Origin of the sequence: Kitasatospora sp. NPDC088346 (assembly GCF_044740765.1) — a bacterium.
Taxonomy (GTDB): Bacteria; Actinomycetota; Actinomycetes; order Streptomycetales; family Streptomycetaceae; genus Kitasatospora.
The window spans coordinates 240,309-265,808 of the sequence record NZ_JBIURH010000001.1 but is presented as its reverse complement, the minus strand read 5'-3'; the positions used below and the strand labels follow the sequence as shown (position 1 = coordinate 265,808).

The window sequence follows — 25,500 nt, the reverse complement described above, 5'->3', positions numbered from 1 at the left end:
CCACGCTAGGGATCGGACCCCGCCGCAACCATGCGGGCGGCTGGCGTCCCGGGGGTGGGGGTAACCCCCGGCCGGTGTGGCAGGATCGCGGGGGCCGCAGCCGAGGAGAGGGCACGAGATGAGCGAGTGGACCGTGCACGGCAGCCGGCCGATCTACACCAGCCCCTGGGTCGGCCTCCACCTGGTGGACGTCGAACCCCCCGGCCACTCCCGCTACGGGCACCACGTGGTGTCCTGGGCGCCGGTCGCCGCCGCGGTCGTCCTCAACGACCGGGACGAGGTCCTGCTGATGTGGCGGCACCGCTTCACCACCGACACCTGGAGCTGGGAGATCCCGGCCGGCATCGTCGAGGACGGCGAGAGCGTCGAGGCCGCCGCCGCCCGCGAGGTCGAGGAGGAGACCGGCTGGCGGGTCACCGCCCTCGAACCCCTGGCCTACATCCAGCCGGTCGTCGGCATGTCGAACGCCGAGCACCACACCTTCCTCGCCCGCGACCCCGTCCACATCGGCCCGCCCGTCGACACCCACGAGGCGGACCGCATCGAGTGGATCCCGGTCACCCGCCTCCAGGACATGATCGACCGCCGCGAGATCGTCACCGGCGTCGCGGTCAGCGGCCTGCTCCAACTCCTCGCCGGCCGCACCCGCCCCTCCTCCTGACCCGCCCCGGGGGGTCGGACGCCGCGGATGATCTCCTGCCGGCGGGCCTGGAACTCCTCCTCGGTGACGAGCTCCCGGTCCCGGAGGTCCGGTGCACTTCGAGCAGTTCTGACGGCCGGTCCGAACCCCTGACACCATCGGCGCGTCCGCACTGCCGCCGTCCGAAGCCGAATCATCAACACGCCTGCCCGTCCGATGCCCACCACCGCCGCCCGACCTCGCCGGACGAGACCTCCCGCCGAACCCCGGGAAGCCGAGCGCACCGGCCTCGACGGCGGGCCCGGGCCCGGACAAGCCGGAAGCCCCGGACCGCGTTCGGTCCGGGGCTTCGGCACTGCTCGCACGCTGTGGGCGCAGACGGTTTCGAACCGCCGACATCCGCCTTGTAAGGGCGGCGCTCTACCGCTGAGCTATGCGCCCGTGCGTCACGTCCACCGGGGTCCGGCGGCACGACGAGAGCCAAGAGTACCTGGTCCGGTGCCCGGCTCGCCGCCCCCTTCGTCGCGGGTGGGGACCCGGGGGTGCCGGTCGGGGGTGGAGATCGGGAAGAATGGGCAGTGGATCAGGCGTGCGGGGCCGAAGAGGGAGCGCGGTGTGAGGGTGGCCGGCGGTGGCGGCGGGCGGGGCGGCTGGTGGCGCCGGGGCGAGGGCCAGCGGGCGGACGCGAAGGCCGCCCGGGACGCCGCGCAGGAGGCCTTCTACGAGCTGGACTCCACACAGCGCGAGGTGCAGCTCGCGGTGGAGACCGTCCGTGCCGTCGAGGACGAGCAGACCGTGCGCCGGACGGTGGCGGACTACCAGCAGATCGCGGCCCGGGTGGACGAGGTGACCGTCGGCTACCTGGCCGCGCTGGACGCCCAGGACCTGGAGGCCGAGGAGCTGGAGTCCTCGGCCGCCGCCCGCGCCCGGCAGGGGCTGGAGCAGGCGGAGCGTCAGCTGCAGGCCGCGCGGTCGGAGCTGTCGGGTTTCCTGACCAGGCTGCAGCCGCTGGTGGACCGGGCCGAGGCCCAGTTGATGAAGGTGACCCCGGCGGTCGAGCAGGCGAAGCGGGCACTGCTGGGCGCGACGACGGCGTTGGAGGCGGTCCGTGCGGCGGGCATGCGGGCGGACGACCTGGCGGCCCGGCTGGCGGAGCTGGCCCCGGAGCTGACCCGGCTGAACGAGGGCGCCGGGAAGCACGGGGTGCCGGACACCCTGCGGCGGGCCGAGGACGTGCAGCGGCGGGCGGAGGCGGTCCGGACGGCCGCCGAGCACTTGCCGGAGCGGGCGCGGGAGATCGACCGCCGGGTGGGCAGTCTGCGGACCCGGATCCAGGCGCTGGAGACCAGGTCGGAGGCGGTGGAGCCGGCGCTGAGCGAGCTGCGGCGCCGCTTCAGCCTGGCCTGCTGGCAGGATCTGCAGCACGTCCCGGCGCAGATCCCGGAGGCGGTGCGGACGGCGCGGGACAAGCTGGCGGAGGCGGTCCGGGCCCGGGACGAGCAGCGCTGGCCGGACGCGACGGCGGCGATCGGGACGGTACGGGCGCTGCTGGACACCGCGGAGGGCTCGGTCTCGGCCGTGACCGACCGCCTCCGGCAGCTGAACGACGTGGAGTACAACCCCCGGCAGGAGATCGACCGGGCCCGGTTCGCGCTGCGCGACGCCCAGCGGCTGGCGATGTCGGGGCGGCAGACGCCGGACCCGCGGCACGCGGCGCCGCTGGACGCCGCGGTGGGGCGGCTGGACCGGGCGGTGGCGCAGTTGGAGGAGGCGGGCCGGCACCCGGACTACTGGCACTTCCTGACCGAGCTGGCGGCGGTGCGGGAGACGGCGTCCGAGGTGGTCGCGATGATCCGGGGCAGCCACTGATCCGCCTGTCCTCCGGGGCCGGGAATCCGCACCGATCCACCCCTACCCGCCAGTAACTTAGTTGCTAGAGTTACCCCATGGCACGAAAGCGAAAGATCACCGCGTCCACCTTCAGGCGCGTGCTCACCATCTGGCCGCCGTTCCTGTTCGCCGGAATCCGGGTCCTCGCGGTCAGCCCCGACTTCCGGACGGCGAGGGTCCGGCTGCGGCTGGGGCGGCTCAACCGGAACTACGTCGGCACCCACTTCGGCGGCTCGATCTTCGCGATGACCGACCCGTTCTGGATGCTGCTGGTGATGCAGAACCTCGGCCCGGACTACCTGGTCTGGGACAGCGCCGCCGAGATCGAGTTCGTCTCGCCCGGCCGGGGCGACGTCTTCGCCGACTTCCACCTCACCGACGACCGGCTGGCCGAGATCCGGGAACTGACCGCCGAGGGCAAGAAGGCCCTGGTCTGGTTCGACACCGAGGTGCTCGGGTCGGACGGCACGGTGGTGGCGCGGGTCCGCAAGCAGATCTACGTCCGGGAGAAGCGGCGCCCCGAGCCTTCCGCCGGCTGAACCTGGGTACCCTGCGGGTATGCCTCGTTACGACTTCCGCTGCCGCTCCTGCGGAGCCACCTTCGAACTCCGCCGCACCATGGCCCAGGCCAACGACCCGGCGGTCTGCCCCGAGGGCCACACCGACACCACGAAGCTGCTCTCCACGGTGGCCGTGACCGGCGGCGCCGCGTCCTCCGGCGCCCAGGCGGCCCCGAGCGGCGGCGGCTGCTGCGGGGGCGGCTGCTGCGGCTGAGCCGGCGGCCACCCGGCCCACGCACGGCACCGCCCCCGGCAGGCTCTCCTGCCGGGGGCGGTGACGGATCGACGACCGATCAGCGCTCGTCGGCGGTGCGCCGGCGCGCGGCCAGGAGCAGGCCCGCACCGAGGGCGAGGGCCGTGGCGGAGCCGCCGAGCTCCCACCCGAGCCCGTCGCCGCCGCCGGTGGAGGCCAGCTCGGAGGTGTCCGCGGCGGTGTTGACCTCCGTGCGGACGGCCGCGGGTGTCACGGCGTGGACCCCGGTGCCGGCGTCCTGGGCGGCGGTGGCCCCGGCCGTGGCCCCGGCGGTGCCCTTCGCGGCCTCCGCGGCAGCCTTCGCCGCCTCGTTCGCCGCCTCGTTCGCGGCATCCTTCGCGGCGGCCTCGAACTGGCCGGTCTCGATGAACTTCCGCAGGACGCCCGGGTCGTCCGATCCGAACGCGATCTGCCCGGCCCGCTTCACCTCGGGGCCGCCGGCGCTGATGATCTGGACCAGCTGCACCCGGTCGTCCTGGGCCCGGGCGACGAACTGGCCGACCTCCAGGAACCGCAGCACGTCCTCGTAGGTGCCGTTGAACGCCTCGTTCGCGGCCTTGCGCACGGCCGGGCCGCCCGCCGACATGATCTGCGTGGCCCGCACCTGGTTGTCGTCCCTGCGCGCACGCTCCAGGTCGACGTCGAGGAAGTGCCGGACGTCCTGGGCGCTACCGGCGAGCGCCTTCTCGGCGGCCTCCCGCACCCCGCGGCCGGTCGCCGCGTCGTCCAGGATCGCCCGGACCGCGGCCCGGTCCTGCTCCTCCTGGGTCGGGGCGGCGGTCGCGGGCTCGGCCCCGGCCGCGGGCTCGGAGGCCGTGTCCGGAGCCGCGGCGCCGGCGGGCTGGGCGTTCCCGGCGGCGTGGGCCGCCGAGGGGAGCAGGACGGCCGGGGCGATCGCCACCGCGGCGAGGATCGCGGAGACCCGGACCAGCTTCATCGGCAAACCTGGTTTTCGTGAGAGGTTCGTGAACCCTCACAGGATAGATCGTCTTTTCGGCTTGCCGTACTGGTGAAGGGCGGGCCGTCGCCCACCCCACCGGGCTCACACGGCGTCAGACCCGGACGGAGGCAGCGGCTCTGACCCTGGCGAGGATCTGGCGGACGATCTCCTCGCCAGCCGAGACGCCGACCCGGTCGAGCGCCGTGACGCCGGGCGCCGTCCAGTCGGTCTCGGCGAGTTCGCCGTGGCCGGGACGCCAGCCGTGGTCGGCGGCGAGCAGCAGCTCGGCGTCGAGCAGCGAGTCACCGGCGGAGAGCACGGTGGCGGCGCCCGTCCGGCGCTCGACCTCGGCCAGCGCCGCGCTCTTGGTGAGCGGGGCCGGCACGGCGTACACCTTGCGGCCCTGGAGCGAGACCGTCCAGCCGCGCTCGCCGCACCAGCCGGTCAGCTCGGTCAGCCAGCCCTCGGGCAGGTCGGCGCGTTCGACGACGAGGTAGGCGAAGAGGTCCTCGGCGACCCGGCGCTTGTGGGTCCACTCCGGGTCGGCGGTGATCGCCAGGTGCTCGACCACCTCGGCCAGCGGGGCGCAGGAGGCGGCCAGCCGGGCGCCCACCTCGGCCTGCCAGTCCTGGTCCGGCACGCCGTCGACCAGCAGGTGGCCGCCGTTGGCGCAGATCGCGTACTGGGGGATCCAGCCGGGCGTCGGGCCGGGCAGGTGGACCCGCTCGTACTGCGCGCGGGTGCGGGTGGTGGCGGGGACGAAGGCGGCCAGCGCGGTGAGTTCGACCAGCATCTCGGCGGCCCGCTCGGTCATGAAGGAGAGCGCCCGGCCGTCGTGCACCTCGACAGCGAGCAGCCGGGGGGCCAGCCGGTCGGGCATCTCCAGGGCCAGCGCCCGGTTGGAGTAGATCAGGGTGCGGTCGAGGTCGCTCGCCACCAGGAACCGGCTGTCCATCAGTTGTCCTCCGCTCGCACTGCCGTCCCGTCGGCGCCGGTGGCGCCCCGGGTGTAGCGGGGGTGGATCAGGCCCACGCAGGAGTACGGCAGCCCGTCCACCTCCTCCACCGGTACGCCCCGCTGGTCGGCCAGCAGCCGGACGTGGTCCAGGTCGGCGCCGGCGCCGCGCCGGGCCAGCACCCGCCAGGGCACCCGCCGCAGCATGACCCGGGTGGTCTCGCCGACGCCGGGCTTGACCAGGTTGACGTTGTCGATGCCGTACTCGGCGCTGATCCGCTCGACCGCGGCCCAGCCCTCCCAGGTGGGGGTGCGGTCCTCGGCGGCGAGCCGCTCGGCGGCGGTCTCGGCGGCCTCGCGGACGGCGGCGAACCGCTCGACGACGGCGGCCACGAACGCCCGGGAGACGTCGGCGCCGCCCAGCTCGCGGTAGTACTTGGCGCCGTGGAACTCGTTCGGGCCGATCAGGTCGTCCCGCAGCACGGTGCGCGAGATCAGGCCGGAGACCGTGGAGTTGAGGCAGGCCGAGGGGATAAGGAAGTCGTCCCGGGTGCCGTAGGTGCGCACGCAGCCGCCCGGGTCGGCGAGGACGGCGAGGTCCGGGTCGAAACCGGTGCCGTGCAGGGCCTCGGCGAGCTCGCGGGTGATCGCGCCCTTGCCCGTCCAGCCGTCGACGAAGACGACCGTGCCGGCGTCGTGGTGGGCGGCCAGGTACCGCAGGGCGACCTGGTCGATGCCGCGACCGCGGACGATGGAGACGGTGTAGTGCGGGGCGTCGATGCCGTGGGCGAACTCCAGCCAGCGGCGGATCAGGATGCCGACCGGCGTGCCGGCCCGGGCCAGCGAGGCCAGCACCAGGGTGCGGCCGCGCTCGCGCAGCAGCGTCTCGGCGACCGTGCCGACGGCCAGCGCGATCCGCTCGGCCGAGGCGGTCAGCGCCTGCTGGAACAGCTCCTGGTACTCGGGGCTGGGCTGGTACTCGACCGGGAGGGACTCGGCGTAGTGGGCGCCGCCCGACTGGACGGCCTCCTCGCGCTCCTCGGTCGGGGCCTCCAGCGGGACCTCGGAGAGGTCCTTGAGCAGCCAGGTGACGTCCTGCGGCGGGTACGAGGAGAACGCCGGTCCGTGCAGGGGCGGCGAGCTGGTCAGGTTGGTCTGGGTGATCATGCCGGCCTTCGGTGGGGGTGCTCAGCTTGCATGGTGGTGCAGCGAGGCGTCAGCGGGGTGTCTTCGGACGGTACGAGGGGAGAACGGCGAGCACCACCTGGTCGGTGACCTGCCGCAACTGCCCCAGCAGGGCCTGCTCGCCGTGGTGCAGGGCGGGGGTGTCGGCCGGGTCGTCCACCACCAGGACCACGCTGTCGAAGCGGCGGGAGGCGTCGCCGCCGGGGGCGACGTTGTACGCGTAGCGCTCGCCCGGCCCGTCGGCCGGGTCGTCGTGGGAGGCGAAGGCGAGCCGGGTGCGGATGGCGTAGCCGGGGTCGTCCACGGCCAGCACCGGGGAGCGGGTCGTGGTGGAGAACCGGACCCGCTGCTCGCCGAGCAGGTCGGCCAGGGCGCCGGCGAGGCGCAGCGGCGCGTACATCAGCTCCTCGAAGCCGAGGACGAGCACCCGCTCGCCGGTGATCCGGGCGGCGAGGTCGGCGGCGAGGCCGGGCAGGAGCCGCTCCAGCCGGGCCCGGTGGCCGGGGGTGAAGCCGTGCCGGCCGCCGTCCGGGAGGTCGGCGGGCCAGTCCAGGTCGATCCGCTCGACGGGGGCGGGCCCGGCTTCGGGCAGGGGGGCCTCGGGGCCGGCGGCGTCGATCAGGGCCCGGGCGCGGGTCAGCACGTCGGGCGGCAGCAGGACGCCGCCGTCGGCGGTGGCCACCAGGTCGACCCGGGCGCCGAGTTCGGCGGCCGCGGCGGTCAGGCGTGCCCGGTCGTCGGCGGTGCGCAGGTCGACCAGGGCGACCACGACGTAGTGCTCGCGCGGGTGGGTGGCGTGCAGGGCACGAACGGTGTTGAGCACGGTGGTGCCGGTGGAGAACTCGTCGTCGACCAGGACCAGCGGGCCGTCGCCGGCCAGCAGCCGCGGGTCCTCCGGCAGCAGCAGGTGGGAGGTGGCGTGCGAGTGCTCCTCCTCGAAGCCGCCCACCGGGTCGATCCCGGTCACCGGGCGGCGGGTGGAGTGCAGGTAGGGGGCGTCCAGGCCGTCGGCGACGCTGTGGCCGAGCGCGGTGGCGGTCTCGGCGTAGCCGAGCACCACGGCCCGGGCGGCGGCCCCGGGGCCGAGCAGGTCACGGACCCGGCGGCCGAGCTCCAGGCCGGCGCCGTGCACCACGGCGGGGAGCTGCGGGACGTGCTTGCCGAGCACCCCGGAGACCAGCAGGTGGGCCCGCCGGGGGTTGCGCCGCAGCGCGAGCCCGATCAGTCCGGGCAGCTCGGGCGAGCCGGTGAGCCGCAGGTCGAGCCGGTCGGTGACCCACTGGCCGGTCCAGGGCGCCGGTTCGGCGTGCTGTGCTGTCAAGGCTCCTGCTTTCGGTGGTGCGGTGCGGGTGCGCATCGGGTGCGGCTCGAACGTTCGCTCGAACGAGCGTACGGGTTCCGGACGGGCCCCGGCGTGCGGCCGGGTGCTCAGGGGCACAAGCAGGCGCTCAGCAGCTCGGCGAAGCTCACGTCCTCGCGTGCCACGCCGAACACCTCCGCCCGCAGCAGCACCCGCTCGGCCCAGGCCCGGTGCGGCTTGGCCTCGTTCATCTTGTTGGTGTACGCCGAACGCAGCACCCCGCCGCCGCCCAGGCTCTGCTGCAGGATGTCCTGGGCGTCCGAGAACTCCTCGTGGGTGACCACGGACAGCGCGTGCACGGCCGGGACGTGGCTGGGGTGGATGCAGGTCTTGCCGAGCAGTCCGTTGGCCCGGTCGAGCTCGATCTCGCGGATCAGGCCGTCCAGGTCGTGCTCGATGATCTGCTGGCGCAGCCCCTCGGCGGGCGGGTGGGCCTCCGCGAACGGGGTGCGGCGCAGCTGCGGCTTGAAGATCCGCTCCTGGACCGGGAAGTACTCCCAGACCGGTCCGGTGACCGTGTAGCCGCTGCCGTCGGCCCGGCCGAGCACGTTCACCACGTCGCCGATCACGCCGGCGACCAGGGCGACGTCGTAGGCGGTCAGGTCGGGCGAGCGGCGCAGCCCGTACGCGGAGCACAGGTCGGTCACCCCGAGCCGGACGGCGAGGATGCGGTCCCGGTACTTCTCCAGCAGCCGGGCGACGCCGAAGAGCGTGTCGCGGCGGCTCTCCAGGTAGGCCAGCTCCGGGGACTCCAGTACCGGCATGGCGAACAGCCGCCGTCCGCAGGACTGCTCGGCGGCGGTGAGCGCCTCCAGGAAGGCGGCGCCGCTGTCCTCGGTGAACTTGGGCACCACGAAGCCGGTGAGCAGGGCGACGGCGGGGCCGAGCCGTTCGACCAGGTCGGTGATCTGCCCGGCGGCGCGGACCCGGACGAAGAGCAGGGGGAGGCCCTGGGGGGCGGCGGCGAGCTCGCCGAGCTGGACCACCAGGTTGGCCTCCGCGGCCGGGACCTCGTGGTCGGCTATGGCGTCCTCCAGGCACAGCACCATCGAGACCACGCCGCGGGCCGCCTGCTTGCGGATGTCCGCGGCGAGGCTGGCCCGGGTGGCGGGGCTGTAGAGCGTGGCGCCGAGCGCGGTGGCGAGCACCGCGGCGTCGCTGTCCTGGTCGAACGCGGCGGGCTCCCGGAGGAAGAGCCGGCTGCGGATGTCCTCCGCGAGATGACCGAAGTGGCGCAAAGTGCCCTCCCCTGGGATCGGATGCGGCCCGCCGGTGGCGGGGTGGCCGGCACTCACCAGTTGGACGGTTGAGCCGGACGAATGGTTCGCCCGTTCTCCGCCGCAGCCCGTGGTCGGTGCGCGCCCGTGCCTGGGGCGTTCTCGGGAAGGGGTGGGAGGCCGGGGCCGTTGGCCGCCAATGGTACGGACAGATTCGGCCACGTGGAGACGTGAAACATCGAATTCTCGGAAGGTTGCCATCCGCTTCACACAACGCCCGCCCGGTGACCCTCCGGGGGACGGTGTCACCCGGGGGGAGGTGCGTTGTCCGAACCGGTCGCGAACGGGCAGGATGGTGCGCTATGACGCATGTGATGGCGAAGGGCGCCAACATCCCGCTGACGGCCGCCGCGGTCCGCGCCGTGCTGCGCTGGACCGGTTCGCCCGGCTCCCCCGACGTCGACGCCTCCGCACTGCTGGTCGGCGCCGGCGGCAAGGTCCGGTCGGACGCCGACTTCGTCTTCTACAACCAGCCCCGGCACCCGTCCGGCCTGGTGCGCCACCTGCCCAAGCAGGGGTCCGACTCCGGTTCCGAGGTCTGGGACGCCGTCGAGGTGGACCTCGCCAAGCTGCCGCCCGAGGTCGACCGGGTGGTGCTGGCCGGCTCCGCGGAGGGCGGTGCCTTCCCGGCCGTGTCCGGGCTGCGGGTGCTGCTGTACGACGCCGGCGCGGGCGAGCCGTCCGACCCGCTGGCCGAGTTCGCCGTGGCCGACACCGGCGAGGTGACCGCGCTGGTGGCGGCCGAGCTGTACCGGCGCGACGGCGGCTGGAAGTTCCGCGCGGTCGGCCAGGGATACGCGACCGGCCTGAGCGGCCTCGCCACCGACTACGGCATCGCGGTCGAGGACGAGGGCGCGGACGGCACGGACGGCCCCGACTCCACCGGCGGCGCGCAGCTGCAGCGTCTCCCGGAGGACCAGCACCCGGCCCACGCGTCCGAGGAGCCCGACACCTACACGCTGGCGCCGGCCACTCCCGCGGCCCCGCTCGCCCCGCCGCTCCCGCCGAGCACCCCGCCGCCGCCGACCAGCCCGCCGACCGGCTACGGCTACCCCCCGCCGCACCAGCCCCAGCAGCCCCAGCAGCAACCGCAACCGACCGGCTACGCCGGATACGGCTACCCGCCGCCCCACCAGCCGCAGCAACAGCAACAGCAACAGCCCACCGGGTACGGCTACCCGCAGCAGCACCAGCCGGTCGCGCCCCCGCAGCCGCCCCCGCAGCCCGCCCGGCAGCAGCCGCAGGGCACCTTCGCGCTGCCGCCGCAGGGCCCGCAGTTCCAGCCCCGCTGACCGGCCGGCCCGACCCCGACCGGCCCCCGCGGTCCGGGCCGGGCCCGCGGTTCAGGCCGTACCGGGCGCGGTCGGGCCGGCCTTGTAGCCGCGCTGCCACTGCATGCCGAAGCCGTACAGCCGGTCCAGGTCGGACTGGAAGCCGTGCACGTACCGCACCTCGCGGCGGACGGTGAGCTGGCCGTCCCCGGAGTTCTCGATCAGGACCACCGCGCAGGAACGGGCCGCCGGTGCCCGCTCGTCCAGCTTGATCTCCAGCCGGGGACCGCTCTGCGGCACGATGGTCACCGTGGCGTGCGTGCGGTCGAAGGCCGGGGTGTCGTCGTAGATGTAGACGAAGATCAGTAAGCGCTTGAACTGGTCCTTCTTCTCCAGGTTGATGTACATCGTCTCGCCCGAGGGGGCGCCGTAGACGTCGTCGCCGCTCAGCTTGATGTACGGCGGCCGGTTCAGGTCGCCGAAGAGCTGGCCGAGCGGCTGCACCACGCCCCGGGTGCCGTCGGTCAGTTCGTACAGGCAGGCCAGGTCGAGGTCGACGTTGAGCTGCGGGCGGTTGAAGGAGTCCGGCGCCAGCGGCCGCAGGATGCGCGGGTCGAAGAGCCGGCGCAGCGAGGAGCCGCCGGCCGGGCCGTCGGCCGTGCGGGCGGCCCAGTGCAGGTTGACGTAGAGGTAGCCGGTGGTGGCCGCGGAGCCGGTGATCGCGTGCTGCGGCCGCGCCTTGGTCAACGTGATCTTGAACTGCCCCCCGGCGTCCACGCTGTTGCGTTCGCCCTTCAGGAACTCCCACACCGAGACCATTGCGTCCTCCCCCAGAGCCAGTCCGATCCGACCGGTCCATGATCCCGCAGCCGGCCGTCGCGTCGTGCCCGTACCGGGCAGTCAGAGCCATACCCATTCCCGGTCGCTGAGTCAACGTCAGCGCGCCGGTGAGTGCTTGGTGGCAGAAGGATCCCCACTCCCGTAACATGCCGCTCCCTCGGACGCGATATCGTCTAGCCGCACAGGTGTCCCGTTCGCCTTGTCCCCCGGCGTCCGCGACGGGCCGTCAGACCCTCCCCCAGCGGCGGGATCCGACCGGCACCCCCCGCCTGTGCCCGACCGCGAAGATCTCTCCTGCCCTGCGGAAAGCCGAGGCCCTCCCCGCAATGAACTTCTCCTCCATACAGCTGGTCTGGGCCGTCGTCGGCGGCGCGGCCCTGCTGTTCACCGCCATCCTGGTGGCCTTCCTGCGCTTCAAGAACAACGGCGCCGACGAGAACACCGACTCCTGGGAGCGCAGCGAGGAGCGCCGCCGCCGCAAGGAGGCGATCTACGGCGGTGCGTCCTACGTGCTGCTGTTCTGCTGCGCCGGTGTGGCGGCCGCGCTCTCCTTCCACGGCCTGGTCGGCTTCGGTCAGCAGAACCTGAACCTCTCCGGCGGCTGGGAGTACCTGGTGCCGTTCGGCCTGGACGGCGCGGCGATGTTCTGCTCGGTGCTCGCCGTCCGCGAGGCCAGCCACGGTGACGCGGCGCTCGGTTCCCGGCTGCTGGTCTGGCTGTTCGCCGTCGCCTCGGCCTGGTTCAACTGGGTGCACGCCCCGCGCGGCGGGATGCACGACGGCGCCCCGCAGTTCTTCGCCGGCATGTCCATCTCGGCGGCCGTGCTCTTCGACCGGGCGCTCAAGCAGACCCGCCGGGCGGCGCTGCGCGAGCAGGGCCTGATCCCCCGCCCGCTGCCGCAGATCCGGATCGTGCGCTGGCTGCGCGCGCCCCGCGAGACGTACGCGGCCTGGTCGCTGATGCTGCTGGAGAACGTCCGCAGCCTGGACGAGGCGGTCGACGAGGTGCGCGAGGAGCGCCAGGCGAAGCTGGACGCCAAGGCGCGGGCCCGCAGCGCCGACCGCCGCGAGCGGGCCGAGCTGAAGGCGATCGCCCGCCAGGGCGGCATGCTGGCCCGGGCCCGCGGCGGCCGCCAGGTGCCGGCGCTGACGGCGGGCGGCGACGGGCAGCCCGCTTCGGAGCCTGCCCTAGCCGAGGAGGCCGCCGACCGCACCGGTCCCTCCGCGCTGGAGCCCGCCGCCCTGTCCGCCGGCCGCCGGCCGGTGGCCGCGGTCGGTTCCGCCACCTCCTCGGTGCTCGGGGACAACCCGTACTCCTCGGACTCCTACCTCGGCTCGTCCTCGTACGGCTCGATCGACCTGACGGCCGACGACGACACCCTGGCGATGCCGAAACTGGACTCGCTGGAGCGCAAGCTGCGGGCCATCGAGCAGCAGCTCGGCTGATCCCGCCCCGGCACGTGAACGGGCCCCCGCACGGTGTGTGCGGGGGCCCGTTCACGTGTCGGCGGACGGCGCTCGGGCCGCCGGGGCTCAGCCCTCCGAGGAGCTGACCGCCGGTGCCTGCTCCCGCTTGTTGCGGACCATCGAGGAGGCCAGCGCCGCACCGATGAAGGCGACGCCGATCAGCCCGGTGACGATCTCCGGGATGTGGTACTCGATGCTCGCCAGCAGGATCAGCGCCAGCGCGCCGATCGCGTAGTGGGCGCCGTGCTCCAGGTAGACGTAGTCGTCCAGGGTGCCCTTGCGGACCAGGAAGACGGTCAGCGAACGGATGTACATCGCGCCGATGCCCAGGCCCAGGGTGATCATGAAGATGTCCTGGGAGATGGCGAACGCGCCGACCACGCCGTCGAAGGAGAACGACGCGTCGAGGACCTCCAGGTAGAGGAAGAGGAAGAACGCGGCCTTGCCGCCGACCTGGACGATCGACTTGCCGCTGCGCTCGGCCTCCTCCTCGGCCTCCTCCTGCGCCTCCAGACCGGACTCGAAGACCCCGGACAGGCCGTTGACCGCGAGGTAGGTGGCCAGGCCCATCAGGCCGGCCAGCAGCACGGTCTCGGCGTGCTCGGCGGCGAACAGCCGCGAGGAGACGGCCAGCACCACGAGGGCGATCACCGAGGAGAGCGCGTCCAGCTTGCCGATCTTCTCCAGCGGCTTCTCAAGCCAGCGCAGCCAGTTGAAGTCCTTCTCCTCGAAGATGAAGTCGAGGAAGATCATCAACAGGAAGATGCCACCGAAGGCGGCGATCGCCGGGTTGGCGGCCTCCAGGTACTGCGCGTAGGTGCTGCCGTTGTAGGTCTTGCTGGAGTCCAGCGCCAGCTCGATGACCGTACCGGGGCTCAGGTGCGCCGTCAGGCCGACCACCAGCAGCGGGAAGATCAGCCGCATGCCGAAGACGGCGATCAGCACGCCGACGGTGAGGAAGATCTTCTGCCAGAAGGGGTTCATCCGCTTCAGGACGGTGGCATTGACGACCGCGTTGTCGAACGAGAGGGAGATCTCGAGGACCGAGAGGATCAGCACCACGCCGAATCCTTCGGCCCCCCAGATCAGGCCGGCTGCGATCAGGCCGGCGATCGTGATGGCGAAGGACCATCCGAATGTGCGGAGGAACACGGAGTCAGTTACCTTTCGAATTCGTTGGGTTCAGGCGAGGGCGGACCGGCCGGGACCGACTCCCGGACGGCCCGCCCGGCGCCGCTGCGCGGCCCTTGAACCGCGCTTTACGATACGTTCACGCCGAAGTCCTGGACGATGCCCCGCAGGCCGGAGGCGTAGCCCTGGCCGACCGCGCGGAACTTCCACTCGCCCTGGTAGCGGTAGATCTCGCCGAAGATCATGGCGGTCTCGGTGGAGGCGTCCTCGCTCAGGTCGTAGCGGGCGATCTCCGAGTCGTCGGCCGTGTTCACCACGCGGATGTAGGCGTTGGCGACCTGACCGAAGCTCTGCTGCCGGGACTCGGCGTCGTAGATCGACACCGCGAAGACCACCTTGTCGACCTGGGCCGGCACCAGGTCCAGGTGGACCTGCACGACCTCGTCGTCGCCGTCCCCGTCGCCGGTGAGGTTGTCGCCCTGGTGCTCGACCGAGCCCTCGGGGCTCTTCAGGTTGTTGTAGAAGACGAAGTACTCGTCGCCGAGCACCTTGCCGCCGGAGCAGAGCAGTGCACTCGCATCGAGGTCGAACGACGCGCCGGTGGTCGACCGGGCGTCCCAGCCGAGACCGATCTGCACCTGCGTCAGGTTCGGCGCGGCCTTGGTCAGCGAGACGTTGCCGCCCTTGGCGAGCGTGACGCTCATGTACTTCCTCCCTAGTCCCCCCGCACTTCGGGGCTCCGTGTCCGCGGGGTACAGCCCTGCCGCCGCACGTCGGTGCGAGCGGCGCACCCCAAAGGTCTACGCCCACCGCGGCCCGCGCAGTGCTGCACTACCGCCTGAACTTCCTGAACTCCCCCGGCCCTGCGGCGCGCCGGGGCAACGCGCGGGGCCGGCGGGAGCGCTGATCGCTCCCGCCGGCCCCGGCCGTGCAGCTTAGCCAACCGCCACCGCGGTCAGACATTCACCCCGAAGTCCTGCGCGATGCCGCGCAGGCCGGAGGCGTACCCCTGACCGATCGCGCGGAACTTCCACTCCGCGCCGTTGCGGTACAGCTCGCCGAAGACCATCGCGGTCTCGGTGGAGGCGTCCTCGCTCAGGTCGTAGCGGGCGATCTCCGCGCCGCCGGCCTGGTTGAGCACCCGGATGAAGGCGTTGCGGACCTGGCCGAAGCTCTGCTGGCGGTTCTCCGCGTCGTAGATCGACACCGGGAAGACGATCTTGGCGATCTCGGCCGGGACGCCGGCCAGGTCGACCTTGATCTGCTCGTCGTCGCCCTCGCCCTCACCGGTGAGGTTGTCGCCGGTGTGCTCGACCGAGCCGTCGGCGCTCTTGAGGTTGTTGAAGAAGATGAAGTCGGCGTCGGAGCGGACCTTGCCCTGCTCGTCGCAGAGCAGTGCGCTGGCGTCCAGGTCGAAACCGCTGCCGGTGGTGGTGCGGACGTCCCAGCCGAGGCCCACGACCACAGCCGTCAGGCCGGGCGCCTCCTTGGTGAGCGAGACGTTGCCACCCTTGCTCAGACTGACACCCACGTGCTGCCTCCAGGAATCGGGAGGCACGGGCGGTGCCCCCGGTGGTGCGGTTCCGGACGCCGGCCGTTCGGCACGGTGCGTCCGTCCTGCCAACGGCCCGATCGTAGTGCCGGGTTCCCCACCGGGGGGCGAGTCGGCCCGGCGCGCCTCGAACCGCGCCCGCCGGGCCGCCCCGCCCGACCTGCCGGAGCGGGCTCCGGGGCGGGCTCAGAGCGCGCCGAGGGCCTTCAGGTACTCCTGCTCGTCCCGGGCGTCCGGGAGGCCGTTCACGATCGACCAGCGGACGGCGCCGCTCTTGTCGATCACGAAGGTGCCGCGCACGGCGCAGCCCTTCTCCTCGTTGAAGACGCCGTAGGCGCGGGAGACCTCGCCGTGCGGCCAGAAGTCGGACAGCAGCGGGTACTCCAGGCCCTCCTGCTCGGCGAAGACGCGCAGGGTGAACGGCGAGTCGTTGGAGACCGCGAGCACCTGGACCTCGTCGTTCTGCAGGCGCGGCAGCTCCTTCTGGATCGCGCACACCTCGCCGGTGCAGACGCCGGTGAAGGCGAACGGGTAGAAGACCAGGACGACGTTCTTCTCGCCCCGGAAGTCGGAGAGCTTCACGAGCTCGCCGTGCTGGTTCTTCAGCTCGAAGTCCGGAGCCTGGGTGCCGACCTCGATGGCCATGGTGGGACCTTCCTCTGGGGTGCCGCGGCCCTCGGTGCGCCGCGCGGACAGGGGCATCCTCGCATCCGATCCGGGCCGTTAGGCCGAACGGGTGAGAGCTTCCGGCTGGTGGGGGCCCGGTTTCGCCCTGGGTGAACACGCTCCCCGGCGGCTCCTCCAACCGGCCCGCCGATGCGGCCGGGCCCCGCTGGAGGAAGCTCCAGCGGGGCCCGGTCGGGGTCTGTTCGGGGGCGGTCGGCCCTGACGGGCCCTAGCGCTTGCCGGTGCGCGAGGCCTTCGGGGTCGCCAGCCGGGTGCCGGCCCAGTCCTTGGCGACCGACACCGAGCTGGTCTGGGAGAGACCGGCGGTGCGGGCGGCGTCGGCGATGTCGGAGGCCTCGATGTGGCCGTCACGGCCGGTCTTCGGGGTCAGCAGCCAGACCAGGCCGCCCTCCGCCAGGTACTCCAGCGCATCGACCAGGGCGTCGGTGAGATCCCCGTCCTCCTCGCGGTGCCACAGCAGGACGGCGTCTGCGACGTCGTCGTAGTCCTCGTCGACGAGCTCCGTACCAGTGATGTCCTCGATGCCCTCGCGGAGCTCCTGGTCACTGTCATCGTCGAACCCGAGCTCCTGGACGATCTGGCCCTCTTCGAAGCCGAAACGCAGTGCCGGGTTGGACTTGTCCGCGGGGTCCGCGGTCGCGCTCACGGGAATAACCTCCAGTATTCGGCTCGGCATCAATGCCGAGGCTGTGGCCGTAGTCCACACGGGACCGGCGGTTCGCGCAAGTACCCGACCGTCGATCCCACCCAAAGGTTGACGTGTCGCGGGGGGGACACGCCGCTCGGGGTGGCGGGAATCACACCGATTTGCCCTTTTCCATCCGGGCCGAGGATGCTTCCCCCGGTCCTGGGTCACATGCCGTACAGCTGACCGAGATGCGAACGGCATTCGGGGTACTCGCCCACGCGGGCGTAGAGTCTCCTGTTGGCCCTCACCCTGACCGCCCGCCATCGGGCGGCCGGGTAACCAGGTCGGACCACCTCTTCGTAACCCCCGGGGGTGCGCGGCGAAGGCAAAGAAGCCGCTCGCCGCACGCCTCCCGACCGGGCCGCCCACCAGGCGGAACGGTTACCGATCGGTAGAGATGACGGATCTCCGAGTCGCGGTACACGATGGAGGCGGCGCGACACACCTCAGTTTCGACCGACAGTGAAGGAACAGCGTGGCTTCCGGATCCGATCGCAACCCGATCATCATTGGCGGCCTTCCGAGTCAGGTCCCGGACTTCGATCCCGAGGAGACCGCGGAATGGCTGGAGTCGCTTGACGCCGCCATCGACGAGCGGGGGCGCGAGCGTGCCCGCTACCTGATGCTGCGGCTGATCGAGCGCGCCCGCGAGAAGCGTGTCGCCGTGCCCGAGATGCGCAGCACGGACTACGTCAACACCATCGCCACCAAGGACGAGCCGTTCTTCCCCGGCAACGAGGAGATCGAGCGCAAGGTCCTCAACGCGACCCGCTGGAACGCGGCCGTGATGGTCTCCCGGGCGCAGCGCCCCGGCATCGGCGTCGGCGGGCACATCGCCACCTTCGCCTCCTCCGCGTCGCTGTACGACGTGGGCTTCAACTACTTCTTCCGGGGCAAGGACGCCGAGGGCGAGTCCGGCGACCAGATCTTCTTCCAGGGGCACGCCTCTCCCGGCATCTACGCCCGAGCCTTCCTGCTGGACCGGCTCTCCGAGCAGCAGCTCGACGCCTTCCGCCAGGAGAAGTCCAAGGCGCCGTACGGCCTCTCCAGCTACCCGCACCCGCGGCTGATGCCGGACTTCTGGGAGTTCCCGACCGTCTCGATGGGCCTCGGCCCGCTCGGTGCGATCTACCAGGCGCGGATGAACCGCTACCTGGAGCACCGCGGCATCAAGGACACCTCCGACTCGCAGGTGTACGCCTTCCTCGGCGACGGCGAGATGGACGAGCCCGAGTCGCTCGGCCAGCTCTCGCTGGCCGCCCGTGAGGGCCTGGACAACCTGACCTTCGTGGTCAACTGCAACCTGCAGCGCCTCGACGGCCCGGTCCGCGGCAACGGCAAGATCATCCAGGAGCTGGAGTCGCAGTTCCGCGGCGCCGGCTGGAACGTCATCAAGCTGATCTGGGACCGCAGCTGGGACCCGCTGCTGGCGCAGGACCGCGACGGCGTCCTGGTCAACAAGCTGAACACCACGGTGGACGGCCAGTTCCAGACCTACGCGACCGAGACCGGCGCGTACATCCGCGAGCACTTCTTCGGCGGCGACCTGCGGCTGCGCGCGATGGTCGAGAACATGTCCGACCAGCAGATCCAGCACCTGGGTCGCGGCGGCCACGACCACGCCAAGGTCTACGCGGCGTACAAGGCGGCCCGCGAGCACAAGGGCCAGCCGACGGTCATCCTCGCCCAGACCGTCAAGGGCTGGACGCTCGGCCCGAACTTCGAGGGCCGCAACGCGACCCACCAGATGAAGAAGCTGACGGTCGAGGACCTCAAGCGCTTCCGCGACCGGCTGCACCTGCCGATCACCGACAAGCAGCTGGACGAGGGCTACCCGCCCTACTACCACCCGGGCAAGGACTCGGAGGAGATCCAGTACATGCACGACCGCCGGCGCGAGCTCGGCGGTTACGTGCCGACCCGCAAGGTGCGGCCGCGCAAGCTGGAGCTCCCCGGCGACGACGCGTACAAGGCGGTCAAGAAGGGTTCGGGCAACCAGACCATCGCCACCACCATGGCGTTCGTACGGGTGCTCAAGGACCTGATGCGGGACAAGGGCATCGGCAACCGCTTCGTGCCGATCGCGCCGGACGAGTACCGCACCTTCGGCATGGACTCGCTCTTCCCGTCCGCCAAGATCTACAACCCGCTCGGCCAGACCTACGAGTCGGTCGACCGCGAGCTGCTGCTGGCGTACAAGGAGTCCCCGACCGGCCAGATGCTGCACGACGGCATCTCCGAGGCGGGCTGCACCGCGTCGCTGATCGCCGCCGGTTCGTCGTACGCGACGCACGGCGAGCCGCTGATCCCGGTCTACGTCTTCTACTCGATGTTCGGGTTCCAGCGCACCGGCGACCAGTTCTGGCAGATGGCCGACCAGCTGGCCCGCGGCTTCGTGATCGGCGCCACCGCCGGCCGCACCACCCTGACCGGTGAGGGCCTGCAGCACGCCGACGGCCACTCGCACCTGCTGGCCTCGACCAACCCGGGCGTCGTCGCGTACGACCCCGCGTACGGCTTCGAGATCGCGCACATCGTCCAGGACGGCCTGCGGCGGATGTACGGCTCGTCGGCGGAGTTCCCGCACGGCGAGGACGTCTTCTACTACATGACGGTCTACAACGAGCCGATCAAGATGCCGGCCGAGCCGGAGAACGTCGACGTCGAGGGCATCCTCAAGGGTCTGCACCGGTACGCTCCGGCCACCGCCGGCCAGATCCCGGCCCAGATCCTCGCCTCCGGCGTGGCCGTGCCGTGGGCCCTGGAGGCCCAGCGCATCCTCGCCGAGGAGTGGAACGTCAAGGCCGACGTCTGGTCCGCGACCTCCTGGAACGAGCTGCGCCGCGACGCGGTGGAGGCCGAGGAGTTCAACCTGCTGCACCCCGAGGAGCCGCAGCGCGTCCCGTACGTGACGCAGAAGCTCCAGGGCGCCGAGGGCCCGTTCGTCGCCGTGTCCGACTGGATGCGCGCGGTGCCGGACCAGATCTCGCGCTGGGTGCCGGGCCAGTACCAGTCGCTGGGCGCCGACGGCTTCGGCTTCGCCGACACCCGTGGCGCGGCGCGCCGCTTCTTCCACATCGACCCGCAGTCGGTGGTCCTGGGCGTGCTCACCGAGCTGGCCAAGCAGGGCAAGGTCGACCGCGGCCTGCTGAAGGAGGCCATCGACCGCTACCAGCTGCTCGACGTGGCGGCGGCCGACCCGGGCGCGGCCGGCGGCGACGCCTGATCCGTGGCACCAGCCGAACGGCCGAGGGCCGGACTCCCACCGAGGGGTCCGGCCCTCGGCCGTTCCCGGGCCGGGAACCGGCCGGCTCACCGGACCTCGAAGGTGTTCAGCGCGGTGGTGTACTGCTCCTCGACGGCGGCCCAGTCCGCCTCGGGGGCGTCCGCGAAGACCGCGTACTCGGTGCCGGCCGAGGTCACGAACGCCTGGTCGGCCGCGTGCCACGGCGTCCCGTCGGAGGCCGTCCAGGTGTACTCCCACTGCGCGGCGTCGTTGCCCTGGAAGGTGTTGGCCCGGAGCAGGATCCGGTGGTAGTCGGCCGACCTGCCGACGCTCCGTTCCAGCTCCAGCAGGTGCGACTCGGCGCTCTGGGCCGCGCCCGGGGTGATGCCGACCCGGATCAGGTGGGTCCCGCCGTCCGGCGAGTAGTCGATCTGGCCGGCGTTCACGCTGCGGGTCCAGCCGTCCGGCACCGCCATCCGGAAGCCGGCCGGGTCGTCCACCCAGTGGTAGCCGGCCGGGGCCGGGCTCGCCGTCGCCTCCGGGCTGCTCGCCTCCGGGCTGGTCGGCCCCTCCGTGGTGGGTCCGGCGGTGCTCGGCTCGGGGGTGGTGGGCTCGGGGGTGGTGGGCTCCGGGGTGGTGGGCCCGGGGGTGGTGGCACCGGCGGTGCTCGGCTCGGGGGTGGTGGTGTTGGGGGTGGGCTGCGAGGTGGTGACCACCGCCGTCCCGCCGCCGGTGCCGTCGCTGTTGCTGTTGCTGTTGACCACGGCGAAGGCCACGCCGCCGATCAGCATCGCCGCCAGCACCGCGCCCGCGACGGCCAGCAGGGTCCGCCGGCCGCCCGGGTGCGCGGGCGAGCTCCGGACCGGCGGGGCGGCCGGGGTCGGCGGGGCGGGCCGCGTCCGGGAGGGTCCGGCCGGCGGGGCCTGCTCGGTGGGCGCGGTCGGCCCGGTCGCGGGGACCTGCGCGGTCGGCGGGTGCTCCGCACGGCCGTCCGCACCCGTCGCGCCGACCGTACTGCCGGTGTCGGCCGCCGCCTCCGCGAGCATCCGCAGGGCCCGGTCCGCCGTCGGGCGCTCGGCCGGGTCCTTGCGCAGCAGGGCCTCGATCACCGGGGCGAGCGCGCCGGCGTGGCGGGGTTCCGGGAGCGGGTCGGCGAGCACCGCCTGGAGGGTGCCCATGGTCGTGGTGCGGTGGAACGGCGACTGTCCCTCCACCGCGGCGTACAGCGTGGCCCCCAGCGACCACAGGTCGGACTCCGGCCCGGGACGGTGGCCGCTGACCCGCTCGGGGGCCACGTAGTCCGGCGATCCGACGATGTCGCCGGTCCGGGTCAGCCCGGGCGCGCCCTCCAGCAGTGCGATCCCGAAGTCGGTGAGCACCGCGCGTCCGCCGCGCTCCAGCAGGACGTTGGCGGGTTTCACGTCCCGGTGCAGGACGCCGTGCCGGTGCGCCTGGTCGAGGGCGGCGAGCACCTGTTCACCGACCCGGGCGGCGTCGCGCGGGAGCAGGATGCCCTCGGAGTCGATCACGTCGGCGAGCGAGCGGCCGTCGATCAGCTCCATCACGATCCACGGCCGGCCGTCCTGCTCCAGCACGTCGTAGACCGTGATCACGCTCGGGTGCTTGATCTTCGCCGCCGCCCTGGCCTCCTGCTTCATCCGGGAGTTGAGGGTCGCGAGCTCGTCCTGCGGGACGCCCCCGACGCTCAGTTCCTTCACCGCGACCTCGCGGTCGAGCTCGGTGTCCCGGGCCACCCAGACGGTGCCCATCCCCCCGCGGCCGAGGCGCTCCCCCAGCAGGTAGCGCCCGGCGACCAGCCGGCCGCTGCCGGGCGCCCCGTCGTCCTGAGAACTCATGGCGACCCCACTGTGCGTGTCCCGTGCGTGTCCGGAAGGCGGCCCCGAGCTGCCCTCCCAGTCTCGCGCCGGGCCCGGCTCGGCGCGTCCCGGGACGCCCGCCGCCCGGAAGGAGTAGACAGGGCGGGTGTCCGTCTCCATCGCACTGTTCACCCAGGACCTGCGGCTCCACGACAACCCCGTCCTGCGCGCCGCACTCGCCCAGTCCTCCGTGGTGGTGCCGCTGTTCGTGCTCGACGAGCGGATCGGGGCGACCGGGTTCGCGGTCCCCAACCGGGCCGCCTTCCTCGCCGCCTGCCTCGCCGACCTCGACCGGGGGCTCGCCGCCCGGGGCGGCCGGCTGGTGGTGCGGCGCGGGGACGCGGTGGCCGAGACCGTCCGGCTGGCCGGGGAGACCGGCGCGACCGGGGTGCACGTGGCCGCCGGGGTCAGCGCCTTCGCCCAGCACCGGGAGGGCCGGCTGCGGGAGGCCCTGGGCGGGCGGCTGCGGGTGCACGACTCGGTCCTGAACGCCCTCGCCCCGGGCGCGGTCACCCCGGCCGGCAAGGACCACTACGCCGTCTTCACCCCCTACTCCCGGGCCTGGCGGCAGGCCGAGCGGCGGGCCCCGCTGGCCGCGCCGCGCGAGGTGCGGGTGCCCGAGGCCGTCCGGGGGGTCGCGGTGCCCGAGGTGCGGCCCGACTCCCCGGGGCTGCCGGAGGGCGGCGAGAGCGCCGGACGGCGGCGCTGGTCGCGCTGGGCCTCGGCCGCGTACGAGGAGCAGCACGACGACCTGGCGGGCGACGGGACGTCGCGGCTCTCCCCGTACCTGCACTTCGGCTGCCTCTCGGCGACCGAGCTGGTGGCGCTCGCCGAGCGGCGCGGCGGGCCGGGGGCGGAGGCCTTCGTCCGGCAGCTGGTGTGGCGCGACTTCCACCACCAGGTGCTGGCGGCCCGTCCGGACGCGGCCCGGGCCGACTACCGGCCCCGGGAGGACCGGTGGCACCGCGACGAGGGCGAGCTGACCGCCTGGCGCGAGGGTCGCACCGGCTACCCGATCGTGGACGCCGGGATGCGGCAGCTCGCCGCGGAGGGCTGGATGCACAACCGGGCCCGGCTGCTGACCGCGTCCTTCCTGGTCAAGACGCTCTACCAGGACTGGCGGGCGGGCGCGGCGCACTTCCTGTCGCTGCTGGTGGACGGGGACGTCGCCAACAACCAGCTGAACTGGCAGTGGGTGGCCGGCACCGGCACGGACACCCGGCCGAACCGGGTGCTCAACCCGCTCACCCAGGCCAAGCGGTTCGACCCGCAGGGCGCGTACGTGCGGCGCTGGGTGCCGGAGCTGGCGGGCGTCGCGGGCGCGGCGGTGCACCGACCGTGGCTGCTGCGCGAGCCGGTGGACTACCCCGCGCCGATCATCGGTCTGGACGAGGGCCGCTTCCAGCAGGGCCGCGGCCGGTAGCGGACGGTGACGGGCCGTGGTGGATGGTGGCGGACGGTGGCCGGTGGCGCGCAGCGGCCGGTGGCACGGCTGCCGGTAGCGCCCCGGCCTCCCGGACGGGGCAGACTCGGGGGTGTGGGGGCCGTTCGCACCGGAAGGGTCGCGATGCACGAGGACGTCGTCGCCAGGGCCGGATTCCTGCTGCGCGAACTGCGACTGAGCCCGGAGGAGGCGCAGCGGCGGCTCGCCGACTGGTTCCCCGACCTGGAGCGGGAGGAGCGGATCCGGTACGTCCGCGAGGCGCGCCTGTCGGCGGGGGACGCCCCCGGCGATCGGCCCGGCCGTCGGCCCGGCGGACGGCCGGCCGACCCGGGCGGGTCCTGACACGGCGCCCGGGGCCCGGCACGGCGGCGGCCCCGGGCAGCGGGTGCCCGGGGCCGCCGTCGTCGTCGACGGGGGACGTCAGATGTGCACGGCCGGCCCGGCGTCGGTGGCGCCGCGCCTGGTGAGCAGGCCGAGCCCGGCGGCGCAGGCCGCGACCACGGCGGCGACCACGAAGGCCACCGACATGCCGCTGACGAACGAGGAGTGGACGGCGCCGGCCATCGCGTCGACCACCTGCTGCGGGGTGCCGGCCGGGGCCGGCGGCGCGATGCCGAGCTGGGCGGCCTGCTTCAGGCCCTCCGCGTCCGCCCCCTGGGGCGCCGGGAGCCCGGCGCCCGCCCACTTGCCCGGCAGCACGTCGGTGACCTTGGAGGCCATCACGGCGCCCAGCACGGCGGTGCCGAGGCCGCCGCCGACCTGCATGGCGGCCTGCTGGAGCCCGCCGGCCACGCCGGACAGCTCCAGCGGGGCGTTGCCGACGATGACCTCGGTGGCACCGACCATGACCGGGCTGAGCCCGAGCCCCATCAGCACGAACCAGCGCGACATCACGCCGGTGCCGGAGTCGACGTCCAGGGTGGACATGCCGAGCATGGCGGCGGTGGTGAAGAGCATGCCCGCGACGATCGGGATCCGCGGGCCGACCTTGCCGATCGCCGCGCCGGCCAGCGGGGCGCCGACGATCATCATGGCGGTCATCGGCAGCAGGTGGACGCCGGCCTGGACCGGGGTCATGCCGTGCACGTTCTGCAGGTAGAAGGTGACGAAGAAGACGCCGCCGAAGAACGCGAACGCCATCAGCACCATCAGCAGGGTGCCGGCCGACAGCGAGACCGAGCGGAACAGGCTGAGCGGGATGAGCGGTTCCTCGGCCCTGGTCTGCCAGAACGCGAAGACCACCATCGCGACGATCGCGCCGCCCAGGAAGGCCCAGGTGGTGGCGGAGCCCCAGCCCCAGGTCGGGGCCTTGATGATGCCCCAGACCAGCATGAACATCGCGCCCGACAGCAGCACGATGCCCGGGATGTCGAAGGACTTGGCGGCGTTCTCGCTGCGGACGTCGCGCAGGATCCACAGGCCGAGTGCCAGGGCGATCAGGCCGACCGGGATGTTGATGAAGAACACCGACTCCCAGTTGACGTGCTCGACCAGCAGGCCGCCGACGATCGGGCCGGCCGCGGTGGAGGCGCCGATCACCCCGCCCCAGATGCCGATCGCCATGTTGAGCTTCTCGGCCGGGAAGGCGCCGCGCAGCAGGCCCAGCGCGGCGGGCTGGAGCAGTGCGCCGAACAGGCCCTGGAGCACCCGGAAGAGGATCACCATCTGGATCGAGCCGGCGAAGCCGATCGCGGCCGAGGTGGCGGCGAAGCCGGTCGCGCCGACCAGGAAGGTGGTCTTGTGGCCGAACCGGTCGCCGATCTTGCCCGCGGTGATCAGGAAGACCGCGAGGGCGAGCAGGTAGCCGCTGGTGACCCACTGGATGTCGGCGGGCGAGGCACCGAGGTCGGCCTGGATGGCCGGGTTGGCGATGGCCACGACGGTGCCGTCGAGGGCGACCATCATGACGCCGACGGCCACCGTGAGCAGGGTCAGCCAGGGGTGGCCCTGCCGGCTCCGTCCGGTCGACGGCGCGGCGTTGCTCCGGGGCGGTACGTCCGCCTTGCCGGTGTTGACGACGGACTGGCTCATGCGAACGCGCCTTCCGAGGGCTCGGTGGGACAGGAGGTGGCGCCCGGGTCCACCCGTCCCCACGAGCTGTCGGACCTGACGGGCGCCACTCGGGAACATTATGTCAGCCGCTGACATTCGGCAAACTGTGACTTGTGACTCACGCTGACATATGGCAGAGCGCTATGGTTGATCTGCCGGACACCCCCGGGCACCGGCCCCGCCGCACCACCCCACGCAGTCGAAAGG

20 protein-coding genes, 1 tRNA gene and 1 pseudogene are annotated in these 25,500 nt (G+C 72.9%); 9 read left to right on the top strand and 13 right to left on the bottom strand.

Annotated elements, in window-relative coordinates; translation table 11 throughout:
* Window positions 1–118 precede the first annotated feature (118 nt).
* Window positions 119–661 (top strand): NUDIX hydrolase, encoded by a 543-nt coding sequence (locus tag ACIOFR_RS01170; RefSeq protein ID WP_400991530.1) that lies wholly within the window; start codon window positions 119–121, stop codon window positions 659–661.
* 348 nt (window positions 662–1,009) lie between these two features.
* Here ACIOFR_RS01170 and ACIOFR_RS01165 read toward each other — a convergent pair.
* Window positions 1,010–1,081 (bottom strand) — tRNA-Val (locus tag ACIOFR_RS01165).
* Window positions 1,082–1,255: 174 nt separating this feature from the next.
* Between ACIOFR_RS01165 and ACIOFR_RS01160 the strand changes: the two genes are divergently transcribed.
* From ACIOFR_RS01160 to ACIOFR_RS01150, 3 genes are all read left to right on the top strand, one after another.
* Window positions 1,256–2,509, top strand: coding sequence for a hypothetical protein (locus ACIOFR_RS01160; RefSeq protein ID WP_400991529.1), 1,254 nt, complete (start codon window positions 1,256–1,258; stop codon window positions 2,507–2,509).
* A 77-nt stretch (window positions 2,510–2,586) separates the two neighbouring features.
* Window positions 2,587–3,069 carry a DUF4442 domain-containing protein gene (locus ACIOFR_RS01155; protein ID WP_400991528.1) on the top strand — a complete coding sequence of 161 codons (483 nt, stop codon included), beginning with the start codon at window positions 2,587–2,589 and terminating at the stop codon, window positions 3,067–3,069.
* A 19-nt stretch (window positions 3,070–3,088) separates the two neighbouring features.
* A complete protein-coding gene (locus ACIOFR_RS01150) occupies window positions 3,089–3,304 on the top strand; it encodes a zinc ribbon domain-containing protein (protein WP_400991527.1) in 216 nt (71 codons plus the stop codon).
* 79 nt (window positions 3,305–3,383) lie between these two features.
* Here ACIOFR_RS01150 and ACIOFR_RS01145 read toward each other — a convergent pair whose 3' ends face one another.
* The 4 genes and pseudogenes from ACIOFR_RS01145 to ACIOFR_RS01130 form a co-directional block, all read right to left on the bottom strand.
* The gene (locus tag ACIOFR_RS01145) at window positions 3,384–4,280 is read right to left on the bottom strand and encodes an ALF repeat-containing protein (protein WP_400991526.1); all 897 of its coding nucleotides are present in this window, start codon (window positions 4,278–4,280) and stop codon (window positions 3,384–3,386) included.
* 115 nt (window positions 4,281–4,395) lie between these two features.
* Window positions 4,396–5,238 carry an HAD family hydrolase gene (locus ACIOFR_RS01140; protein WP_400991525.1) on the bottom strand — a complete coding sequence of 281 codons (843 nt, stop codon included), beginning with the start codon at window positions 5,236–5,238 and terminating at the stop codon, window positions 4,396–4,398.
* A pseudogene (locus tag ACIOFR_RS01135) lies at window positions 5,238–7,779 on the bottom strand (phosphoribosyltransferase). Before ACIOFR_RS01135 ends, ACIOFR_RS01140 begins: the two are co-directional and overlap by 1 nt.
* 71 nt (window positions 7,780–7,850) lie before the next feature.
* A complete protein-coding gene (locus tag ACIOFR_RS01130) occupies window positions 7,851–9,020 on the bottom strand; it encodes an HpcH/HpaI aldolase/citrate lyase family protein (RefSeq protein ID WP_400991524.1) in 1,170 nt (389 codons plus the stop codon).
* Window positions 9,021–9,361: 341 nt separating this feature from the next.
* On the opposite strand from ACIOFR_RS01130, the gene ACIOFR_RS01125 reads away from it, so the two are divergent.
* Window positions 9,362–10,351, top strand: a complete 990-nt coding sequence (locus tag ACIOFR_RS01125) for a TerD family protein (protein WP_400991523.1) — start codon at window positions 9,362–9,364, stop codon at window positions 10,349–10,351.
* Between the two features lie 51 nt (window positions 10,352–10,402).
* On the opposite strand, the gene ACIOFR_RS01120 is transcribed toward ACIOFR_RS01125, so the two are convergent.
* Window positions 10,403–11,149: a Tellurium resistance gene (locus tag ACIOFR_RS01120; RefSeq protein WP_371496880.1), complete on the bottom strand. Its 747-nt coding sequence runs from the start codon at window positions 11,147–11,149 to the stop codon at window positions 10,403–10,405.
* A gap of 347 nt (window positions 11,150–11,496) precedes the next feature.
* On the opposite strand from ACIOFR_RS01120, the gene ACIOFR_RS01115 reads away from it, so the two are divergent.
* Entirely contained in the window at window positions 11,497–12,615 is a 1,119-nt protein-coding gene (locus tag ACIOFR_RS01115; RefSeq protein WP_400991522.1) for a DUF2637 domain-containing protein, read from the top strand.
* Between the two features lie 87 nt (window positions 12,616–12,702).
* Here ACIOFR_RS01115 and ACIOFR_RS01110 read toward each other — a convergent pair whose 3' ends face one another.
* The 5 genes from ACIOFR_RS01110 to ACIOFR_RS01090 form a co-directional block, all read right to left on the bottom strand.
* Complete coding sequence (locus ACIOFR_RS01110) at window positions 12,703–13,788, bottom strand: DUF475 domain-containing protein (protein WP_400991521.1); 1,086 nt, start codon at window positions 13,786–13,788, stop codon at window positions 12,703–12,705.
* A gap of 107 nt (window positions 13,789–13,895) precedes the next feature.
* Window positions 13,896–14,471: a TerD family protein gene (locus tag ACIOFR_RS01105; RefSeq protein ID WP_400991520.1), complete on the bottom strand. Its 576-nt coding sequence runs from the start codon at window positions 14,469–14,471 to the stop codon at window positions 13,896–13,898.
* Between the two features lie 251 nt (window positions 14,472–14,722).
* Window positions 14,723–15,298 (bottom strand): TerD family protein, encoded by a 576-nt coding sequence (locus ACIOFR_RS01100; protein WP_400991519.1) that lies wholly within the window; start codon window positions 15,296–15,298, stop codon window positions 14,723–14,725.
* Window positions 15,299–15,505: 207 nt separating this feature from the next.
* The gene (locus ACIOFR_RS01095) at window positions 15,506–15,964 is read right to left on the bottom strand and encodes a peroxiredoxin (protein WP_400991518.1); all 459 of its coding nucleotides are present in this window, start codon (window positions 15,962–15,964) and stop codon (window positions 15,506–15,508) included.
* Window positions 15,965–16,214: 250 nt separating this feature from the next.
* Window positions 16,215–16,652 (bottom strand): DUF3052 domain-containing protein, encoded by a 438-nt coding sequence (locus ACIOFR_RS01090; RefSeq protein WP_400991517.1) that lies wholly within the window; start codon window positions 16,650–16,652, stop codon window positions 16,215–16,217.
* A 517-nt stretch (window positions 16,653–17,169) separates the two neighbouring features.
* Between ACIOFR_RS01090 and aceE the strand changes: the two genes are divergently transcribed.
* Entirely contained in the window at window positions 17,170–19,920 is a 2,751-nt protein-coding gene (gene aceE / locus ACIOFR_RS01085) for a pyruvate dehydrogenase (acetyl-transferring), homodimeric type (protein ID WP_400991516.1), read from the top strand.
* A gap of 86 nt (window positions 19,921–20,006) precedes the next feature.
* On the opposite strand, the gene ACIOFR_RS01080 is transcribed toward aceE, so the two are convergent.
* Window positions 20,007–21,776 (bottom strand): serine/threonine-protein kinase, encoded by a 1,770-nt coding sequence (locus tag ACIOFR_RS01080; RefSeq protein ID WP_400991515.1) that lies wholly within the window; start codon window positions 21,774–21,776, stop codon window positions 20,007–20,009.
* A gap of 127 nt (window positions 21,777–21,903) precedes the next feature.
* Here ACIOFR_RS01080 and ACIOFR_RS01075 point away from each other — a divergent pair, with 127 nt between their 5' ends.
* Together ACIOFR_RS01075 and ACIOFR_RS01070 are read left to right on the top strand one after the other, a co-directional pair.
* Window positions 21,904–23,220 carry a cryptochrome/photolyase family protein gene (locus ACIOFR_RS01075; RefSeq protein WP_400991514.1) on the top strand — a complete coding sequence of 439 codons (1,317 nt, stop codon included), beginning with the start codon at window positions 21,904–21,906 and terminating at the stop codon, window positions 23,218–23,220.
* A gap of 144 nt (window positions 23,221–23,364) precedes the next feature.
* A complete protein-coding gene (locus tag ACIOFR_RS01070; protein WP_400991513.1) occupies window positions 23,365–23,583 on the top strand; it encodes a hypothetical protein in 219 nt (72 codons plus the stop codon).
* 78 nt (window positions 23,584–23,661) lie between these two features.
* Here the strand turns inward: ACIOFR_RS01070 and ACIOFR_RS01065 are convergent, their stop codons facing one another.
* Window positions 23,662–25,272: an MFS transporter gene (locus ACIOFR_RS01065; RefSeq protein WP_400991512.1), complete on the bottom strand. Its 1,611-nt coding sequence runs from the start codon at window positions 25,270–25,272 to the stop codon at window positions 23,662–23,664.
* Window positions 25,273–25,500: the final 228 nt, after the last annotated feature.

Bases quoted from the DNA above. Each gene is read 5' to 3' on its own strand.
- ACIOFR_RS01170 (WP_400991530.1), top strand. From the start codon at position 119: ATGAGCGAGTGGACCGTGCACGGCAGCCGGCCGATCTACACCAGCCCC.
- ACIOFR_RS01155 (WP_400991528.1), top strand. From the start codon at position 2,587: ATGGCACGAAAGCGAAAGATCACCGCGTCCACCTTCAGGCGCGTGCTC.
- ACIOFR_RS01150 (WP_400991527.1), top strand. From the start codon at position 3,089: ATGCCTCGTTACGACTTCCGCTGCCGCTCCTGCGGAGCCACCTTCGAA.
- ACIOFR_RS01145 (WP_400991526.1), bottom strand. From the start codon at position 4,280: ATGAAGCTGGTCCGGGTCTCCGCGATCCTCGCCGCGGTGGCGATCGCC.
- ACIOFR_RS01140 (WP_400991525.1), bottom strand. From the start codon at position 5,238: ATGGACAGCCGGTTCCTGGTGGCGAGCGACCTCGACCGCACCCTGATC.
- ACIOFR_RS01125 (WP_400991523.1), top strand. From the start codon at position 9,362: ATGACGCATGTGATGGCGAAGGGCGCCAACATCCCGCTGACGGCCGCC.
- ACIOFR_RS01120 (WP_371496880.1), bottom strand. From the start codon at position 11,149: ATGGTCTCGGTGTGGGAGTTCCTGAAGGGCGAACGCAACAGCGTGGAC.
- ACIOFR_RS01115 (WP_400991522.1), top strand. From the start codon at position 11,497: ATGAACTTCTCCTCCATACAGCTGGTCTGGGCCGTCGTCGGCGGCGCG.
- ACIOFR_RS01105 (WP_400991520.1), bottom strand. From the start codon at position 14,471: ATGAGCGTCACGCTCGCCAAGGGCGGCAACGTCTCGCTGACCAAGGCC.
- ACIOFR_RS01095 (WP_400991518.1), bottom strand. From the start codon at position 15,964: ATGGCCATCGAGGTCGGCACCCAGGCTCCGGACTTCGAGCTGAAGAAC.
- ACIOFR_RS01080 (WP_400991515.1), bottom strand. From the start codon at position 21,776: ATGAGTTCTCAGGACGACGGGGCGCCCGGCAGCGGCCGGCTGGTCGCC.
- ACIOFR_RS01070 (WP_400991513.1), top strand. From the start codon at position 23,365: ATGCACGAGGACGTCGTCGCCAGGGCCGGATTCCTGCTGCGCGAACTG.
- ACIOFR_RS01065 (WP_400991512.1), bottom strand. From the start codon at position 25,272: ATGAGCCAGTCCGTCGTCAACACCGGCAAGGCGGACGTACCGCCCCGG.